This is a genomic window from Syntrophorhabdaceae bacterium, from assembly GCA_036504895.1.
Taxonomy (GTDB): domain Bacteria; phylum Desulfobacterota; class Syntrophorhabdia; order Syntrophorhabdales; family Syntrophorhabdaceae; genus PNOM01.
Map to the genome: position 1 here is coordinate 1 of DASXUJ010000095.1, position 16,107 is coordinate 16,107.

At 52.5% G+C, this 16,107-nt stretch carries 14 protein-coding genes; 4 read left to right on the forward strand and 10 right to left on the reverse strand.

Annotated features, from left to right (window positions below):
* On the reverse strand, positions 1 to 843 hold an 843-nt coding region (locus tag VGJ94_13515; protein HEY3277631.1), incomplete at its 3' end, for a fused MFS/spermidine synthase.
* A gap of 750 nt (positions 844 to 1,593) precedes the next feature.
* Between VGJ94_13515 and VGJ94_13520 the strand changes: the two genes are divergently transcribed.
* The 4 genes from VGJ94_13520 (at position 1,594) to VGJ94_13535 (ending at position 6,496) form a co-directional block, all read left to right on the forward strand.
* Positions 1,594 to 2,268 (forward strand): response regulator transcription factor, encoded by a 675-nt coding sequence (locus tag VGJ94_13520; protein ID HEY3277632.1) that lies wholly within the window; start codon positions 1,594 to 1,596, stop codon positions 2,266 to 2,268.
* Positions 2,261 to 3,661, forward strand: coding sequence for a heavy metal sensor histidine kinase (locus tag VGJ94_13525; protein HEY3277633.1), 1,401 nt, complete (start codon positions 2,261 to 2,263; stop codon positions 3,659 to 3,661). Before VGJ94_13520 ends, VGJ94_13525 begins: the two co-directional genes overlap by 8 nt.
* Before the next feature lie 12 nt (positions 3,662 to 3,673).
* Entirely contained in the window at positions 3,674 to 5,137 is a 1,464-nt protein-coding gene (locus VGJ94_13530; GenBank protein ID HEY3277634.1) for a DegQ family serine endoprotease, read from the forward strand.
* 150 nt (positions 5,138 to 5,287) lie between these two features.
* The gene (locus VGJ94_13535) at positions 5,288 to 6,496 is read left to right on the forward strand and encodes a type II secretion system F family protein (protein ID HEY3277635.1); all 1,209 of its coding nucleotides are present in this window, start codon (positions 5,288 to 5,290) and stop codon (positions 6,494 to 6,496) included.
* A gap of 33 nt (positions 6,497 to 6,529) precedes the next feature.
* On the opposite strand, the gene bioB is transcribed toward VGJ94_13535, so the two are convergent.
* The 9 genes from bioB to thiL are packed head-to-tail and all read right to left on the reverse strand — an operon-like array spanning position 6,530 to position 16,005.
* Complete coding sequence (bioB, locus tag VGJ94_13540) at positions 6,530 to 7,507, reverse strand: biotin synthase BioB (protein ID HEY3277636.1); 978 nt, start codon at positions 7,505 to 7,507, stop codon at positions 6,530 to 6,532.
* Positions 7,491 to 8,813, reverse strand: a complete 1,323-nt coding sequence (gene trmFO, locus VGJ94_13545) for a methylenetetrahydrofolate--tRNA-(uracil(54)-C(5))-methyltransferase (FADH(2)-oxidizing) TrmFO (GenBank protein HEY3277637.1) — start codon at positions 8,811 to 8,813, stop codon at positions 7,491 to 7,493. The genes bioB and trmFO overlap by 17 nt, the downstream gene beginning before the upstream one ends.
* The gene (gene topA, locus VGJ94_13550) at positions 8,798 to 11,032 is read right to left on the reverse strand and encodes a type I DNA topoisomerase (protein ID HEY3277638.1); all 2,235 of its coding nucleotides are present in this window, start codon (positions 11,030 to 11,032) and stop codon (positions 8,798 to 8,800) included. The genes trmFO and topA overlap by 16 nt, the downstream gene beginning before the upstream one ends.
* 44 nt (positions 11,033 to 11,076) lie before the next feature.
* Positions 11,077 to 12,132, reverse strand: coding sequence for a DNA-processing protein DprA (dprA, locus tag VGJ94_13555; GenBank protein ID HEY3277639.1), 1,056 nt, complete (start codon positions 12,130 to 12,132; stop codon positions 11,077 to 11,079).
* A 7-nt stretch (positions 12,133 to 12,139) separates the two neighbouring features.
* A complete protein-coding gene (locus tag VGJ94_13560; GenBank protein HEY3277640.1) occupies positions 12,140 to 12,844 on the reverse strand; it encodes a hypothetical protein in 705 nt (234 codons plus the stop codon).
* A complete protein-coding gene (locus VGJ94_13565) occupies positions 12,841 to 13,347 on the reverse strand; it encodes an RDD family protein (GenBank protein ID HEY3277641.1) in 507 nt (168 codons plus the stop codon). The genes VGJ94_13560 and VGJ94_13565 overlap by 4 nt, the downstream gene beginning before the upstream one ends.
* Positions 13,344 to 14,081: a 16S rRNA (uracil(1498)-N(3))-methyltransferase gene (locus VGJ94_13570; protein ID HEY3277642.1), complete on the reverse strand. Its 738-nt coding sequence runs from the start codon at positions 14,079 to 14,081 to the stop codon at positions 13,344 to 13,346. Before VGJ94_13570 ends, VGJ94_13565 begins: the two co-directional genes overlap by 4 nt.
* Complete coding sequence (locus tag VGJ94_13575) at positions 14,081 to 15,043, reverse strand: HD domain-containing protein (GenBank protein ID HEY3277643.1); 963 nt, start codon at positions 15,041 to 15,043, stop codon at positions 14,081 to 14,083. Before VGJ94_13575 ends, VGJ94_13570 begins: the two co-directional genes overlap by 1 nt.
* Positions 15,040 to 16,005, reverse strand: a complete 966-nt coding sequence (thiL, locus tag VGJ94_13580) for a thiamine-phosphate kinase (GenBank protein ID HEY3277644.1) — start codon at positions 16,003 to 16,005, stop codon at positions 15,040 to 15,042. The genes VGJ94_13575 and thiL overlap by 4 nt, the downstream gene beginning before the upstream one ends.
* Positions 16,006 to 16,107: the final 102 nt, after the last annotated feature.

Here is a 16,107-nt window from a genome sequence, read left to right on the forward strand (position 1 = left end):
CACATCGGAATAGATCTTTTCGTAATCATATTCTATATGAAGGGGATTTTCGAGGCATACGTAGGAGTGAATAAGATTATCGAGGACCATCGCCTTAAGCGGCGTGGTCCGGTCATGGCTTATGGTGTCGATGAGCTTGATGGTGAAATAGTCGCTCTCCGTGTAAAGCTTTACGCCCTGCCGGAGGGGCACCTTGTAGAGGAAATGATGGACGCCCCACATGCCGAAAAAAGCGATGATGACAAAAAGGGCCACGCTCTTCTTCGTTTTAAAGAGGGAGCCGGAGAAGAGGGCAGCCAAAAGCAGGATTATGCCCATGAGGAATATAATCTTTTGGGTTCCCATCCATGAGATGAGAAAAAAGCCTGTAATAAAGGTACCGATGATAGCCCCGAGCGTGGAGAGGGCATATATCTTTCCAATTACATTTCCTGCATTATCGAGATTTTTGAGAGTGAGCCTCACCACTACGGGGCTGATTGTGCCGAGCACGCAGCCGGGAATGAAAAAGATGATGGTGGTGACAAGAAAAATTCGCAGCATGAGAGAGAGGGGGAAACGGTAAGAAGCGACTGCGAAAGTAAGAGGAATTATGGCAAGGGTCAAAATACCCGAAAGAAGTAGAAGCCATCCCAGGGTCTTCCTTTCGGGAAACCGGTCAACGAGTTTCCCGCCTATATAGGCGCCTATGCTGATGCCCGCCAGAATCACGCCGATAATACTCGTCCACGTATAGATCGAAACACCTACGAAGGGGGCCAAGACGCGTCCGGCCACCATCTCTATGACGAGGGTGCAGAAACTTGCCGTAAAGGTGATGATGTAGGCTTCCAAAAGGCTCATAGACTCACAGTACCTCCAATTGTAGAATAGCGCGTGGGGGATATCTTCCCGGAACCGGGGCCTTACTCCCGCACATAGAATTTGATCGGCAACCTTTTTATACTTACAGGTTTCATGGGGGTTTGTCAAAGCATTTAATGGGGCTCACGTCGCCCCCTCCGATAGCAAAGGCTATCGGAGCCTCCCCCTCTCGCCCGCTGTGCGGGCTAGGCTGACGCGGGAGGACCGGTTTCTTTTCCCTTTTTTCGCTTCAACGCATACACGCTTTACGGGCGCATTTTATTGGGGCTTGCGTCGCACAACCCATAGGGGCTCACGTCGCCCCCTCCACGGGCAGCAGCCCGCGGAGCCTCCCCCTCTCGCTCGCCGTGCGAGCTACGACACGGGGGACCACTCATAGAGGAATTGCCCTTCATAAGCGCCGCCTGTTCCTTCTAATAGACGAGCAGGCTTCTTTTCGCCTCTGCAGGTTTTTACTGCCTTGGCTTCGACTAACGACTGGAGACTAGAGACTGCCCTTTCTATTCTAGGGGCTCACGTCGCCCCCTCTCGCTCGCGTGCGAGCTACACCACGAGGGACCACTCTATGGGGAATGCCCTTCATAAGCGCCGCCTGTTCCTTCTAATAGACGAGCAGGCTTCTTTTCGCCTCTGCAGGTTTTTACTGCCTTGGCTTCGACTAGAGACTAGAGACTGTTCCTCGAGTTGTTATTGCGGGATTTTTTGTTTTAGTTAATATATAATATGGCGATGAAAGTGCTTGTTATCGAGGATGAGGTCAAGGTCGCGAGTTTTGTGAGCAGGGGCCTTGAGGAAGAAGGGTATGATGTCGATGTGGCCTATGACGGGCTTAAGGGACTCGAGGCCCTTAAGGGGGCTTCCTATGATATCGTGCTCCTCGATCTGATGATACCCGAAATCGACGGGCTCGAGGTGCTTCGGCGGATGCGCTCGTGGGGGTCCATTACTCCCGTTCTCATCATCACGGCGAAAACCGCCAAAGAAGACGTGGTAAAGGGGCTTGATACGGGAAGTGACGATTATCTTACCAAACCCTTTTCCTTCGATGAGCTCCTCGCGAGAATAAGGGCCCTCCTTAGACGGAGCAAACAGGCGGAATCACGGCTGCTCGAATATGGGCATGTGATCCTGGATCCCTATAACCGCAGGTTAAGTGTCGATTCCAAAGAGATCGAGCTCACGGAGAAAGAGTTTCTCATTATGGAGTTTATGCTCAAGAATGTGGAAAGGCCGCTCACGAGGAACGAGATTGCCGAATATGTATGGCAAAGCAAGGGGGAATCGACGAATATCGTCGACGTATATGTCAACTTTCTCAGAAAAAAGCTCGATTCCGTCTCCGCAAGAAGGTATATCCATACGGTAAGGGGCACCGGCTACATTCTTAGAGAAGGTGATGAATAAATTTAACCTCCCCATAAAATGGAAACTGACGCTCTGGTATGGAGCCATACTTGCGCTCATTCTCGTGGTCTTCTCGTCGGGAGTTTATATCTATTTTCAGAATGGACTTCAGAAGAGCATCGATGCCAAAATAACATCCATAGCCCAGGTTTTGTCTTCATCTATGACAGAATCCCATACCCAGAGTGTCTTCGGAAATTTTGAGCGGTACCTCGAGAACGTGCTGGGGAGAAGGCCCAAGGGGAAGCTGGTGCAGATCATCGATACTTCCGGTAAAATAGGGGCGAAGATGAATGATATCGAGACGGATTCGGTGCCTGCCAGCTTTGAAAATTTGCAGAAGGCTTTAAAAGGGGAAATCGCATACGAGACGATCGGCGAGAGGCGTCCGCGGCTCAGAATGATTACCTTCCCCATCGTCGAAAACAAGAAGGTGACGAGCATTATCCAGGTCGGCACCTCCCTGGAAGACTTCGACGAGACGATGACGAAGCTTCTTCTCATTCTTGTGGTGGGTATCCCCACCTCTTTATGCGCCACCATTCTGGTTGGATATTTTCTCGCTAAAAAGGCATTGAAGCCGGTCGATCAGATAAGAAAGGCGGCGGTAAAGATTTCGTCCACCAATCTCGATGAGAGGATAGATGTCAAAGGAAGGAAAGACGAGCTGTCGCGGCTTGCGGAAACTTTTAACGCCATGATCGCGAGGCTGAAGGAATCCTTCAGCAGGATCAATCAATTCAGCCTCGATGTCTCTCATGAGCTTAAGACCCCGCTCACGATCCTGAAAGGTGAAACCGAAGTCGCATTGCGGAAGGACAGGGAAACAGAGGACTACAAGAACCTTCTGAAGAGCAGCCTCGAGGAGGTTGACCGGATGTCCAAGATCATAGACGATCTCCTTTTCCTCTCAAAGGCGGATCCCAAAGATGTGCGCCTCAATCTCGAAGACGTTTCGCTCAGAGACCTCATAATCGAAGTGTGCAGCGATATGCAGATTTTTGCCGATAAAAAGGGTATAGAGCTTTCCGTGGGCGAGCTGGGTGAGGCAAAGGTGAGGGGCGACGAGCTGAAGCTCAGGAGAATGTTCCTTAATATCGTGGAGAATGGGATAAAATATACCCAGCCCGGTGGTCAGGTGGCGGTCTCGTCTTTTGCGAACGGCGGCTATGTGCGGGTAAATGTGAAGGATAATGGCCCGGGGATCGGAGAAGAGGATTTGAGGTATGTGTTCGACAGATTCTATCAAGCGGACAGGTCGAGAAGGAGGGAAGGCGGCACAGGCTTGGGTTTATCCATCAGCAAGTGGATAGCGGAAGCTCATAAGGGCTCGATCCAAGTCGAAAGCCAGGTCCGGAACGGGAGCCTGTTTTCCATAAAATTGCCTATTTAAGCGGAGGGAATCATGAGAAACAAACGATGGCAAGTGACTGTTGTTGCGCTCTTGTGTATGGCGCTCGTTTTTGTGTACGTAAGGGGCAAGGTTGTCTCCAAAGAGACGTCCTTTGACGCGAGCAGGTTGCCGGTCAGGACCGTGGCTTATGACAAGGGACTGCCCAGCTTCGGTCCTCTCGTGAAACAGGTCAGGTCTGCCATCGTCAATATCAGCACCACCACGGTCAGGAAAGGACCTAATCTCGGCCCGGGGGCCGGCGGGCCCCAGGGGGGCTTCAGGGATTTCTTCGGGGAAGATTTCTTCGAGAAATTTTTTGGAGATATGCCACAAAAAGAGTCTAAGCAACGAAGTCTCGGATCGGGCTTCATTATCGACAGGGAAGGGTATATCCTTACCAATAATCACGTGGTCGAGCGGGCCCAGAGCATAAAAGTAAAACTCACCGACGGAAAAGAGTATGACGCCACCGTAATAGGGAAAGATCCCAAAACCGATATCGCACTCATAAAAATAACTGCCAAGCAGGTCTTTCCCGTTGCACCCTTCGGCGATTCCGATAAATTGGACGTGGGGGATTGGGTTGTTGCAATCGGCAATCCCTTCGGCCTTGAGCACACCGTCACTCAGGGTATTGTGAGCGCGAAGGGCAGGATCATCGGCGCGGGCCCTTACGATGAATTCATTCAAACCGACGCGTCGATCAATCCCGGGAACAGCGGCGGCCCCCTGTTCAATCTTGCCGGCGAGGTGGTGGGAATAAACACCGCCATCTTCTCGGGAGGACAGGGCATAGGATTTGCGATACCGATCAACGTGGTCAAGGAGCTCCTGCCCCAGCTTAAGAGTAAGGGAAAGGTGGTACGGGGTTGGATCGGCGTGGTGATACAGAAAGTAACGCCTGAGATTGCAAAAAGCTTCGGTCTCAAGGAGACGGAAGGGGCGCTCGTGGCCGATGTATCCGAACAGGGTCCCGCTGATAAGGCGGGAATTAAAAGGGGTGATGTGATCGTATCCTATAACGGAAAACCGATAAAGGAGATGGAGCAGTTACCGCGACTTGTAGGCGCCACGGAAATCGGCAAGAAGGTAAAGATAGGCATTTTGCGGGACGGGAAGCAGATGGATGTGGATTTAGTGATCGGAGAGATGAAGGAGGAGGGTGTCCTTACATCGAAAAAACCGGAGGTAGATAAAGATTTCTTCGGCCTCGTGGTTCAGAATATCAATCCTGATATTGCAAAGCATCTGAACCTGAAGGATAAGAGAGGCGTCATAGTAACGGACGTTCAACCCGGGAGCGCCGCCCAGAATGCAGATATACGGTCGGGAGACGTAATAAAGGAGATCGCGAGAAAGCCTGTCCGAAACCTGACTGATTTTAAGGAGGCCATGAAGAAAGCGAACATCAAGGAAGGGATCGTGCTGCTCATCACCAGGGAGAATGCGACCTTCTATGCGGTCATGAGAGATTAGGCTGAAAATGACGGATTCAGAGGGCCGGCTTCCCTTCGGGGCGCCGGCCCTCTGTTTCTTTTCTCCGAAAGTGACGATGGTCATTGTATCATCTATCGGAAAAAGTATAAAAATAGAGTGACATGATATGAAGGAAAACAGGCGGCCTGCATGACCTTATTTGAATGGGAAGGGAAAACTTTAAAGGGTGAGACGCGAACCGGCGTTTCCGGATCTCCGTCACATGCGGCCCTCAGGGCAGAGCTCAGAAAAGACGGGATTATACTCGTCAAATGGAACGAGAGGAAAGATGCGTCCAAATCCCGGGCGAAGGGGAAAAAGAAGAAAGTAAAGACCCTGAGTGTCGTTCTCTTTACCCGTCAGCTCGCTACCATGATTACCTCCGGCCTCCCCCTGGTCCAGTCCCTCGATATCCTTTCAAGCCAGATAGAGGATAAAAACCTCAAAATAATCGTCGAGGAGATAAAAGAGAAGATCGAGGGGGGATCCAGTTTCGCCGACGCCCTTAGGGACTATCCCCAATGTTTTGACGCTCTTTATGTAAATCTGGTGGTAGCGGGCGAGGAGGGCGGCACGCTGGACACGGTCCTTATCCGTCTCGCCTCCTATATGGAGAAGACGGAGAAGCTCAAAAAGAAGGTCAAGTCGGCGATGATCTATCCTATAAGCATAATCGTGGTTGCCATCGGCGTAGTAATGGTCCTCCTGATCTTTGTGATACCCGTTTTTGAGACGATGTTCAAAGACATGGGAGCTACCCTGCCCGCGCCCACCGCGTTTGTGGTTGCCTTGAGCAGAATGGTCAAATCGACGATCCACATCCTGGCAGGCGTGGTAGTCGGGCTCTATTTCCTGTTCAGGAGATATTATCGGACGGAGAAAGGAAGAAGGCAAATAGACAGACTGATACTTAAGATGCCCCTTTTTGGCACTTTGGCCGTAAAAGCCTCGGTGGCGCGGGTGACCAGGACTCTTTCCACCCTCCTCTCAAGTGGCGTGGCCATACTCGACAGTCTCACGATCGTGGCGAGGGTGGCAGGCAACAGGATTGTGGAGGACGCCCTCGTCACCGCAAGACTTCGGATCAGCGAGGGGAAAAGCATGTCGGAGCCTTTGGAGCAAAGCGGGGTATTCCCGCCCATGGTCGTCCAGATGGTCCAGGTAGGCGAGTCGACAGGCGCACTCGATAACATGCTCAATAAAGTGGCCGATTTCTATGAGGAAGATGTAGATACGATGGTAACAAATCTCACGGCCCTTATGGAGCCCATGATCATGCTCTTCCTGGGCGTGGTGCTCGGGGGGCTTATTATCGCCATGTACCTGCCCATCTTCAAGCTCGGGACCGTGGTAGGATAGGCGGACAAAAGGCGGTCCGTCGCGCCGGGGCCCTTAAGGGAGCGAGGGCGTGAGGCCCAGGTCGCGTATCATTTCAAGGTCGGCAACAGTGCCTCTGCCCTCGGTAGTAAGGTAATTTCCCGTCATGAAAGAGTTGCATCCCGCGATTATTCCCAAGGGCAGGAGCTGTCTCAGGTTTCTCTCCTTGCCTCCGCACAGTTTGATATCCTTCTTCGGGAGAATGAACCGGTAAAGGGAAACGGTCAAAAGGACCTCCAGCGGGGTCAGGGACGCGGCATCCATCAGGGGCGTTCCCGGAATGGGGCTCAGGATGTTGATCGGCACCGAATCGACGTCGAGCTCCCTGAGGGTCATGGCCATCTCTATTCTCTGTTCCATTGTCTCGCCGAGTCCTATGATCCCCCCGGAGCAGACGGTCAGTCCCGCGTCTTTAGCGGCCGTCACGCTTCCCGTGTCCTCATCGTATTCATGGGTGGAACAGATATGGGGGAAGAAGCTCCGCGAAGTCTCCAGATTATGATGATATCTGTAGAGCCCGGCGTCCTTGAGGCCCCGTGCCATTTCCCGGTCGAGAAGCCCTAAAGATGCGCAGGGCTTGATGCCTATATGATTCAGACGTTCGATGGCTTCATAAATTGTATCCCATTCCTCTTTTGCGATCACGGAAGTGCCGCTCGTGACGATGCCGAAGAAATGAGCGCCTGCCTCGTGGGCCGCGCGCCCTTTTGCAAATATCTCATCGGCGCTTACCAGGGGATAGACGGGCGCATCGGTCTCGTAATGGGCCGACTGGGCACAAAACCTGCAGTTTTCCGGGCAGACGCCTGATTTTGCGTTTATAATGGCGCAAAGGCTGATCTTCTGTCCTTTGTAAAATTCCCTCAACTCGGAAGCATAGGCCATGAGGAGGAAGGGATTCTCCATGCCCTTTCCATATAATGCCATTACGTCGGACGTGTCGATTTCTCCCCGTAGGGCCTTCTCTTTCAGCGCTTCAATCTCTTGTTTCATCCTGATCTCCATCATCGGGACGCGGGGCGACCCGTTTCTCCATCCAGAAGCCTATCGAATCCAGGGCCTGCCGGATTATTCTCTCCTTTTCCTTCTTGTTATACTCGGGCATAAGGCCGAAATTTACATTCATGGGCTGAAAATGTTTTCTCTCCGTAGTGATATAGCGCACGAGACCGCCGATGCAGGTGTCCGGCCCGGGGGGCTCGAAAGGGATGCCCCTTATGAAATTACAGGCCGAGATACCCGCGAGAAGTCCCATGGCGGTTGATTCCATATACCCTTCCACGCCGGTGATCTGGCCGGCAAAAAAGAGATTCGGCATGGCTGCGAGACTGAGACCGCGCGTAAGTGCCGATGGGGAGTTGATATAGGTATTACGGTGTACGCTGCCGTGACGCAAAAAAGAGGCGCGGGCAAGACCGGGAATCATCCGGAACACCCGCTCCTGCTCTCCGTATGTCAGCTTTGTCTGGAACCCCACCATGTTGTACATGCTTCCGGCGGCGTCTTCCCTTCTTAGCTGGACAACGGCATAGGGTCTCCTGCCGGTATCGGGATGAGATAGCCCCACCGGCTTCATGGGGCCGTAGGCAAGGGTTTTCCTCCCCCTTTCAGCCATGACCTCAATGGGGAGACAGCCCTCAAAGTAAGGCGTCTTCTCGAAATCTCTCATGCTTACCCGCTCGGCTCCTATAAGGGCATCGATAAACGCATCGTATTCTGTCTGGGTGAGGGGACAGTTGAGGTAGTCGTCTGTGTGGTCCATATAGCGGGAGCCGAAGAACGCCTTCTCCATATCTACCGTCTCGCTGTCGATGATAGGGGATATGGCGTCGAAAAAAGAAAGGTTTTCCGCACCCGTGAGGGCGCCGATCCTCTCCGCGAGACTATCGCTCGTGAGCGGGCCTGTGGCGATTATCGCTACTCCGGAAGGGATCTCCGTCACTTCACCCCGGATCACATCGATCAGGGGGTTGGCCTCTATCTCCCGTGTTATCAGCCCCGAAAACTCGCCCCTGTCCACCACAAGGGCCTTACCGCCCGGAATGGCTGCCCGATCGGCCGCACTCAGAATAATGGAGCCGAGGAGACGCAGCTCCTCTTTCAGGAGGCCGTGAGCGTTCGAGAGGTCTTTCGATTTCAGTGAATTACTGCATACAAGCTCCGAAAGAAGTGAGGTCCTATGGGCAGGCGTGGAGGTATGGGGTCTCATCTCGCACAGGGTTACCCTGAGTCCCTGGCGGGCTATCTGAAAGGCGGCTTCAACCCCTGCAAGGCCGCCTCCGATTACTTTGATTTCCATCCGCAGCCCTTCCGCAGGCATGAGAGCATCTTTCTGTGGAGAAAGAGCGTCGGCGCCCCGCATTCGGGGCACGGACCCTCCGCAGGCTCCGCATTAGTTGCAAAGGAGCAATCGGGGTACCGCGAGCATGCCGTGAACTTCTTCTTTATCTTCGATACTTTTTCGACAAGCTTGCCGGTGCATTCTTCGTTGGGGCAGGCAAAGCCGAGAGAATAGGGCTCTGTGTGCTTACAGTCGGGATAATTGCTGCACGCGAGAAAGCGGCCGAATCTGCCGGTCTTTTCGACGAGATTGCCGCCGCACTCGCTGCACGTGCCTTTTACTTCCTGCTCTACTACGTGAATAGCCCCGGAGCTGTCTACTTTCACATTTTTTTTATTCTTGCATGCGGGTTTTCCGCTGCATATAAGGTATTCCCCGTTCTTGCCCCACCTGAGCAGCATGTTCTTGCCGCACTGCTCGCAAAGTATGTCTGTCTCCTTCTCCTCTTTCTTGAGACTTTTCATGCCTTCCTGCGCCAGGAGCAGCTCCTTCTGGAGAGTGGCGTAAAATTTTTCGAGGGAAGAGACCCAATTCGCTTTTCCGCCTTCAATCTGATCCAGTTTCTCTTCGAGTTTTGCGGTAAAGTCGACATCCACTATGGTGGGGAAGAAGCCCTTCATGAGACCGTTTACCGTGATGCCAAGGGGCGTGGGTATGAGTTTGCCTTTATCTCTTTTCGCGTACGAGCGATCCTGGACCGTGGTGATGATGGTAGCATACGTCGACGGTCTGCCGATTCCCCTTGTCTCGAGTGTCTTAATGAGAGACGCCTCCGTATATCTGGGAGGGGGCATAGTAAAGCGCTGATTGAGCACGGTATCGGCGAGGGTGAGCGGGGTGCCTGATTTCATATCGGGCAGATAGGCAGTCTGCTCTGCCTTTTCACCATCCTCACCCGGAGCCGTGACTGCCTCTTCTTCGTATATTCTCGTAAAGCCGTCGAAGAGGACGTGGGAGCCCCGTGCGACAAAGATATACTCACCTGCTTTGATGTCCACAACCTTGGTTTTCAGCCTTTTCTGCGCCATTTGAGAGGCGATGAACCTCTTCCATATAAGGTCGTAGAGAGCGAAGAGGTCTTTGTCCAGGAAAGGCCTCACCTTCTCCGGCGTGATGTGAACTTCGGCGGGACGTATCGCTTCATGGGCGTCCTGGGCCGATTTCTTATTCTTGAAAAGGTGAGGCGCCTTCGGAAGGTATTCTTTCCCGAAAGTGCCGCCGATAAGCTCCCGGGCGCCTTTTACCGCCTCATCGGAAACGCGCACGGAATCGGTCCTCATGTAGGTGATAAGACCCGTAAGACCTTCTTCGCCCCCCATATCCACTCCCTCATAAAGCTTCTGAGCGAGCATCATGGTTCTCTTGGGTGAGAATTTCAGTTTCCTTGACGCCTCCTGCTGAAGCCTGCTGGTAATAAAAGCGGGCTGGGGCAAAACATTCTTTTCTTTTATCTGAATATTTGAAATGACGAAATTATTATTCTTTATTGCTTTCTTTATCGCCTCGGCCTCGCCTTTGGAGGCGACCCTGATCTTTGCGTCACCTTTCTTTTCCAGAATCGCTTTAAAGCGCTCTCCTGAGGGAAGCTCGAGTTCTGCCTCGATGACCCAGTATTCTTCTTTTACAAAGCTCTCTATCTCTTCTTCCCGGTCGCAGATCAGCCTCAATGCCACCGACTGCACGCGACCTGCCGAAAGTCCATAGCTGACCCTTTCCCAGAGAAGAGGGCTTATCTTGTACCCGACCAGCCGGTCAAGAATCCTTCTCGTTTTTTGTGCATCGTATTTTGATGCATCCAGAGCAGTAGGATTCTTCAGGGCATCGAGCACCCCTTTTTTCGTAATTTCATGGAAGAGGACTCGCTGCACGTTCTTCTTTTTTCCTACCAGCTCTGCTACGTGAAATGCGATCGCTTCACCTTCGCGATCAGGGTCGGACCCGATGTAGATAGTATCCGCAAGGTTGCCGGCTTTTTTGATCTCGTCAACGGCCTTGTTTTTGCCCTTAACCAGAACGAAATGGGGATTAAACCCTTTTTCGACATCCACCCCCATGGCGCTCTTGGGAAGGTCCTTGATATGACCGTAGGTTGCCTTTATGGTGAAATCCTTACCCAGAAATTTTGAAAGCGTTTTCATCTTTGTTGGTGACTCGACGATCAAAAGCGACTTACCCATTTATATCCTGCCTCCCGGGGCATCCTTTACTTTGCAAGGGACGATCATTTCTTGATATAAAAGCCCCCGGCGACCTCTCGCACCGCTTCCTTCATCTCGAGCAAGGTGAGAATCGCCATCACATCTTTTGCGCCCATATTGCTTTTTTCTATCACTTCATCGACATGGATCTTCCCGTGGCCGACAATTGAATAAATATAACCTTCCCTCTCACTCATATCAATCGGTAGTTTGTTCCCGATCCGAATCTCCGGAAAGCATTCGGAGATTATGTCCTCGATCGTGTCCACGAGCCTTGCGCCTTGTTTGATCAGGGCATTCGTCCCTTTGCTTCCGTCGCTGAATATGCTTCCCGGGACTGCCATTACGCTTTTCCCGTACTCAATTCCGAGCCGCGCGGTGATGAGGGAGCCGCTCTTTTCGGTGGCTTCTATTACGAGGATGCCCTTGGCAAGGCCCGCGATGATCCTGTTTCTCTCGGGAAAATGCCCTGACAAGGGCCTCTCTCCGAGGCCGTATTCGGTAAATACCGCGCCCTCTTCGCCTATTTGCCGTAAAAGGCGGCCATGCTCGGAGGGATATACAATGTCGAGTCCGCATCCCAGAATGGCGAGGGTCTTTCCCCTGCCGGCGAGCGCTCCCCTGTGAGCGGCGCCGTCTATGCCGCGCGCGAGGCCGCTCACGATAGTGATGCCGACGCTTGAGAGGGTGTCGGCTATTTTTTCCGCGAGGCGCATGCCCTCCTCTGTAGCTCGTCTCGAACCGACGATCGCGAGGGCGGGGCTATCCGTCCTCAGAGGACCCTTTTTAAAAAGGACCAGGGGAGGGTCGGGAATGGCCTTAAGCGCGGCCGGATAGAGGTCATCCCTTATGGTGAGCGCTTCCGCCCCCATATCGCCCAGTTGTGCCAGCTCCTCATCGATGGCTTTCCATCCTTCGAAAGATGCGATTTCCCTGGTCAATATGGGATCGCCGGCCGGCACGCGCCCTTCAAAAACCGGCGCGATTAAGGAAACCTCCTCAAGAAGGCGCCTCTTTCTTGCCATTCCAAGGCCCTTGAGCCTCGAGAAGGCGATCAGGGCGCGCAGTTCTTCCATCATCCCTTCCTTATTTCTGTACTGTGCACACTATATTCCTGCGAGGAGTCCAATTCGCCCCCTCTCCTTCGGCCCCTGTCGCATCCTTTTCGCTTCCGTGTTGGAATTTCTCAACGGAAAGGGGAGCGAGGATAAAGAGCTCGTTGAGCAGCAGGAGTCTGGAAGGACCGTTCTTCCACCACCCGTCCTTTTTGAAATAGGAGACGTTGACGGGCCTGATCAGATAGGTTGTTTTTCCGGTCCCCGAATTGCCGTAGAGCATGTGGTACCTTCTCGATGCATATTCGGGAACGAGGATGATCACCTTCTTTGCGCCCATGGCGGTAAACTGTTTTCTTATCTTATAAGCCTTCTTTAACCCCTCTCCGTCAGTCTCCATCTTTCTTACGAGGCCCTCTTTTATCCCCCTGGCCTTTGCCATTTTTTGAACAGGGTCGAGGATGCTCCCACCCAGTACGGTATCGTTCTCCACATAAATGAATCGTCCGTTGCCCGCCCAGAACTCCCTGAAGGCGTCCGCGTAAGCCTCGCCGTTCTTATCCTCTTCGAATCGCGGAACGAATAGAATGTCCGAGGGAGATAACTTGTCCTCGTATCTGAACTGGTTTCCGAGAAACTTAAGGCTGATGGGATGAGCGCTCAGCCCCGCGCCTATCAAAACACAGATGAGAACGAAGATGAGGCAGCCGCAACCCACCTTTCCATCCTGTTTCATAATGCCTCCTCCGGCTTTTGGCCCGGGATTTCATCTTCCGGGAACGGACCGCCCTCTGTCTCCGTTTTCTCAACCCGTATCACTTCAGTGCCGGCTATAAGATCATGAAGGGTCCTTCCATAGAAAAAGAGGGCCATAATGAATCCGATGAAGCAGGGCAGGGCAGAGAGACCGTAGGCGACAGTTCTCACAAGAGATCTTACAAAACCTGGTGCCTTACCCTTTTGTCTTCCTTCTGCGCACACTACCTTTATATTCATGATGGCTTTCCCGAAAGTCATCCCCTCTCTCGTGGTGAGGAAGGTAAAATAAAAAAGGAAGATCAGGCAAATAAAAAGGGAAGAAAGCAAGAGAATACAAGAAAGATTTATGAATGTCAATCTGCCGGATCCGAGGCGGTATCCCGCCAGGGCCGCCAGGCACACGCTCACCCAGGTGCTGAAAAGTAGGGCAAGATCGATGATGAAGGCGATGCACCGGGAAGACAGGGGTGCCTTATTCATTTCAGGAGATACTCGTAGAGGATGATGGAAAGTACTACAAGCGGGGCGGTTTCGGACCTGAAGATGTGCTCCCCTAAACTGCAGGGGGCGAAGCCCTTGCCCTTTAGCCACTCTATCTCCGACTCTTCAATGCCGCCTTCGGGGCCCGTAACGATGAATATATCCCCTTCTTTCCTGGCGCCCATTATATTCTTTAAAGTCTGCTCCTTTTCTTTTTCATAAAACACCCATCGGTTACTCACGTCGTCGACGTAAGGAAGGATTTCCTGGAGCGGCATAGGATCGGTTATTTCGGGGACCGAGCTTCTCCCCGACTGTCGGGATGCCTCTCTCGCAATCCTTCGCCACCTCCCGTACTTCTCCCGTGTTCCGCTATCCGCCTTGACGACAGTCCTTGCGAAGAGGGCCGGAATGACTCGGTCCACCCCCAACTCGGTAGCCTTCTCGATGAGCCAATCCATGCGGGCGCCCTTTATAGGGCTGGCGCAAAGAGTCACCCTGTCCCGGCTTACCTCCTGCTTGAGCTCGGTGCTCAAAATATCAAGGACCACTTCCCTGCCTTTGACGGTCCGGATACTGCAATGGTAGAACCGGCCTTCCCGGTCGATAAGGTCTAACCGCTCTCCCGGGTTTTTTCTGAGGACCGTTACGATATATTTGGTCAAAGGGCCCCGCAGACGGGCAAGGCCGTCTTCGATCTCCAGAGTATCGACGACTATCCTTTTTACTTCCATTATTTACTGCCTGAAAGCCTGTAGAAATAAGATTCGTAAAGCCTGTGATAGGCCGACCAGCGCTCGTCCTCCATATTGGATTTCATATGCTCTTTTACGCCCATTACTTTCGCGTCGAGATCATCGAGGTAATGGACGATAAGGGCCTCAACACACATCGGTTTCTTCGGAGAGCCCCACTCTTCGACGCCATGGTGGCTGACGATGATGTGGGACAGAATATCGGCGATGTCCCGGGGGAAATCTTCGACCTCGGCGATCAGCTCTTTGAGCATCATCACTCCGATGGTAATGTGGCCCAAGAGCCGTCCCTTATCGGAATATCCGAACCCCCCCTTCAACTCCAGCTCTTCGATCTTGCCTATGTCGTGAAGGAGGCATCCTGCCACCGCCACATCCCCGTTTCCCCCGAGCACGGCTGCCGCCAATTTTGCCATTTTCGCCATGGAGACGGAATGTTCGAGAAGGCCGCCCATGGCCACATGGTGTACCCCCACGGAGGCAGGAAAGAGGAAGAATTTATTAAACCACTCTTTTCTCGTTTCAAGGGCCGCAAAGAGCCGTCCGAGATGGGGGTCCTCTATTTCGGCCACAAATTGTCTATAGTCATTCCTGACGTGCTCGTCGCCGTCTCCGTTCTCAGGATAATAGTCTCTCATCTCCTCGAGAGAGAGCTCTTTTTCGACCTTTCTGATATCGGTAATGGTGAGCTGGCACTTCTCCTGATAGAGGCGGGATTTTGCCTTTATGCGAACCAGATCATTTCTTTGAAAGAGGCTGCTCAACTCGTCGACCCGATCCCATATCTTCCCCTCAATGGTACCCGTCTTATCCCGAAGGGTAACGCTCATATAACGCGCGTTGTTCCTGCCGGAGAAGATCCCTTTCTTGACCGCCACAAAAAAATCGTTAACGTCGATGTATTCTCCTGTAATATCCGATATGTATAACGTTTTGTTCATCCATTATCTCCGAAATGCTGATAGCCTTTTGATGTAATGGGAACCATAACCCCCTGGTTAAGAAGTTTGACGCCCTTTCCCCGGATTACCCTGCCGATCACGGAGAGAGGCACTCCCCGGCCGCGAAGTCCCTCGACCTCGGGAAGCTTTGAAGGCGGGAAGGTGAAGAGAAATTGATAATCTTCCCCGCCGGAAAGGGCGAAGCTCTCTTTTCCGTTCCGCACCAGTTCCCGTGGGATCGGTATGTGCTCGAAGTCAAGACGCGCCCCTTTCCCGCTCTCCCTCATCATTCGTTCGAGATCGATAATCAGACCGTCGCTCACATCCATCATCCCCGAGGGGATCTCGCGGTCCATCAGCTCCTTCCACACAATATAGGGAGGCTTGGGGTTGACGTACCGGTCTATAAACCTGCTCTTTTTCCGGCCCGTCGGGCCGTTCATCAGGAGGTGGAGTCCGTAGGCGCTTTCGCCGAGGAAACCTGTTACGCCGATATAGTCCCCTTCCGAGGCGCCTTCTCTTCCGAGGTAACGATCGCTTTTCAATTTTCCTATCATGGATACATCAATAAAGAAATCCGATCTTGTGGCGGAGGTGTCCCCTCCCAGGAGGGTTACATTGAACTCCTTCGCCGCCTGGCTCATGCCGGAGTAAAGGCTGCGGATTTCCGGGAAAGACATTCCCTGCGGTATGCCTATAGTGACGAGGAAATAAAGGGGCAGGGCGCCCATGGAAAGAATATCGGATATATTTACGTAGAGCGCTTTCTTCCCGACCTGCCTTGCATTCATGAAGGCGAATTCAAAATGGATGTGCTCGACCACCGTATCCTGGACGAAGACATAGCTGCCATGGGCCATTTCGACCACCGCGCCGTCGTCTCCGATGCCCCGTATAACCTCTTTTCTGCTTTTTTCGAATTTCTTCAGTCTTTTTATTAATTCGTTTTCAGGAATTTCCATAATTGAGAAAGATAATAACAGTTAAACCGGCGATTTTCAAGGTAGATTAAAGGCAAATCCCCCTCCTGTGGCGCAGCCTTTTCAGGAGTCCCGGCCCCGGCA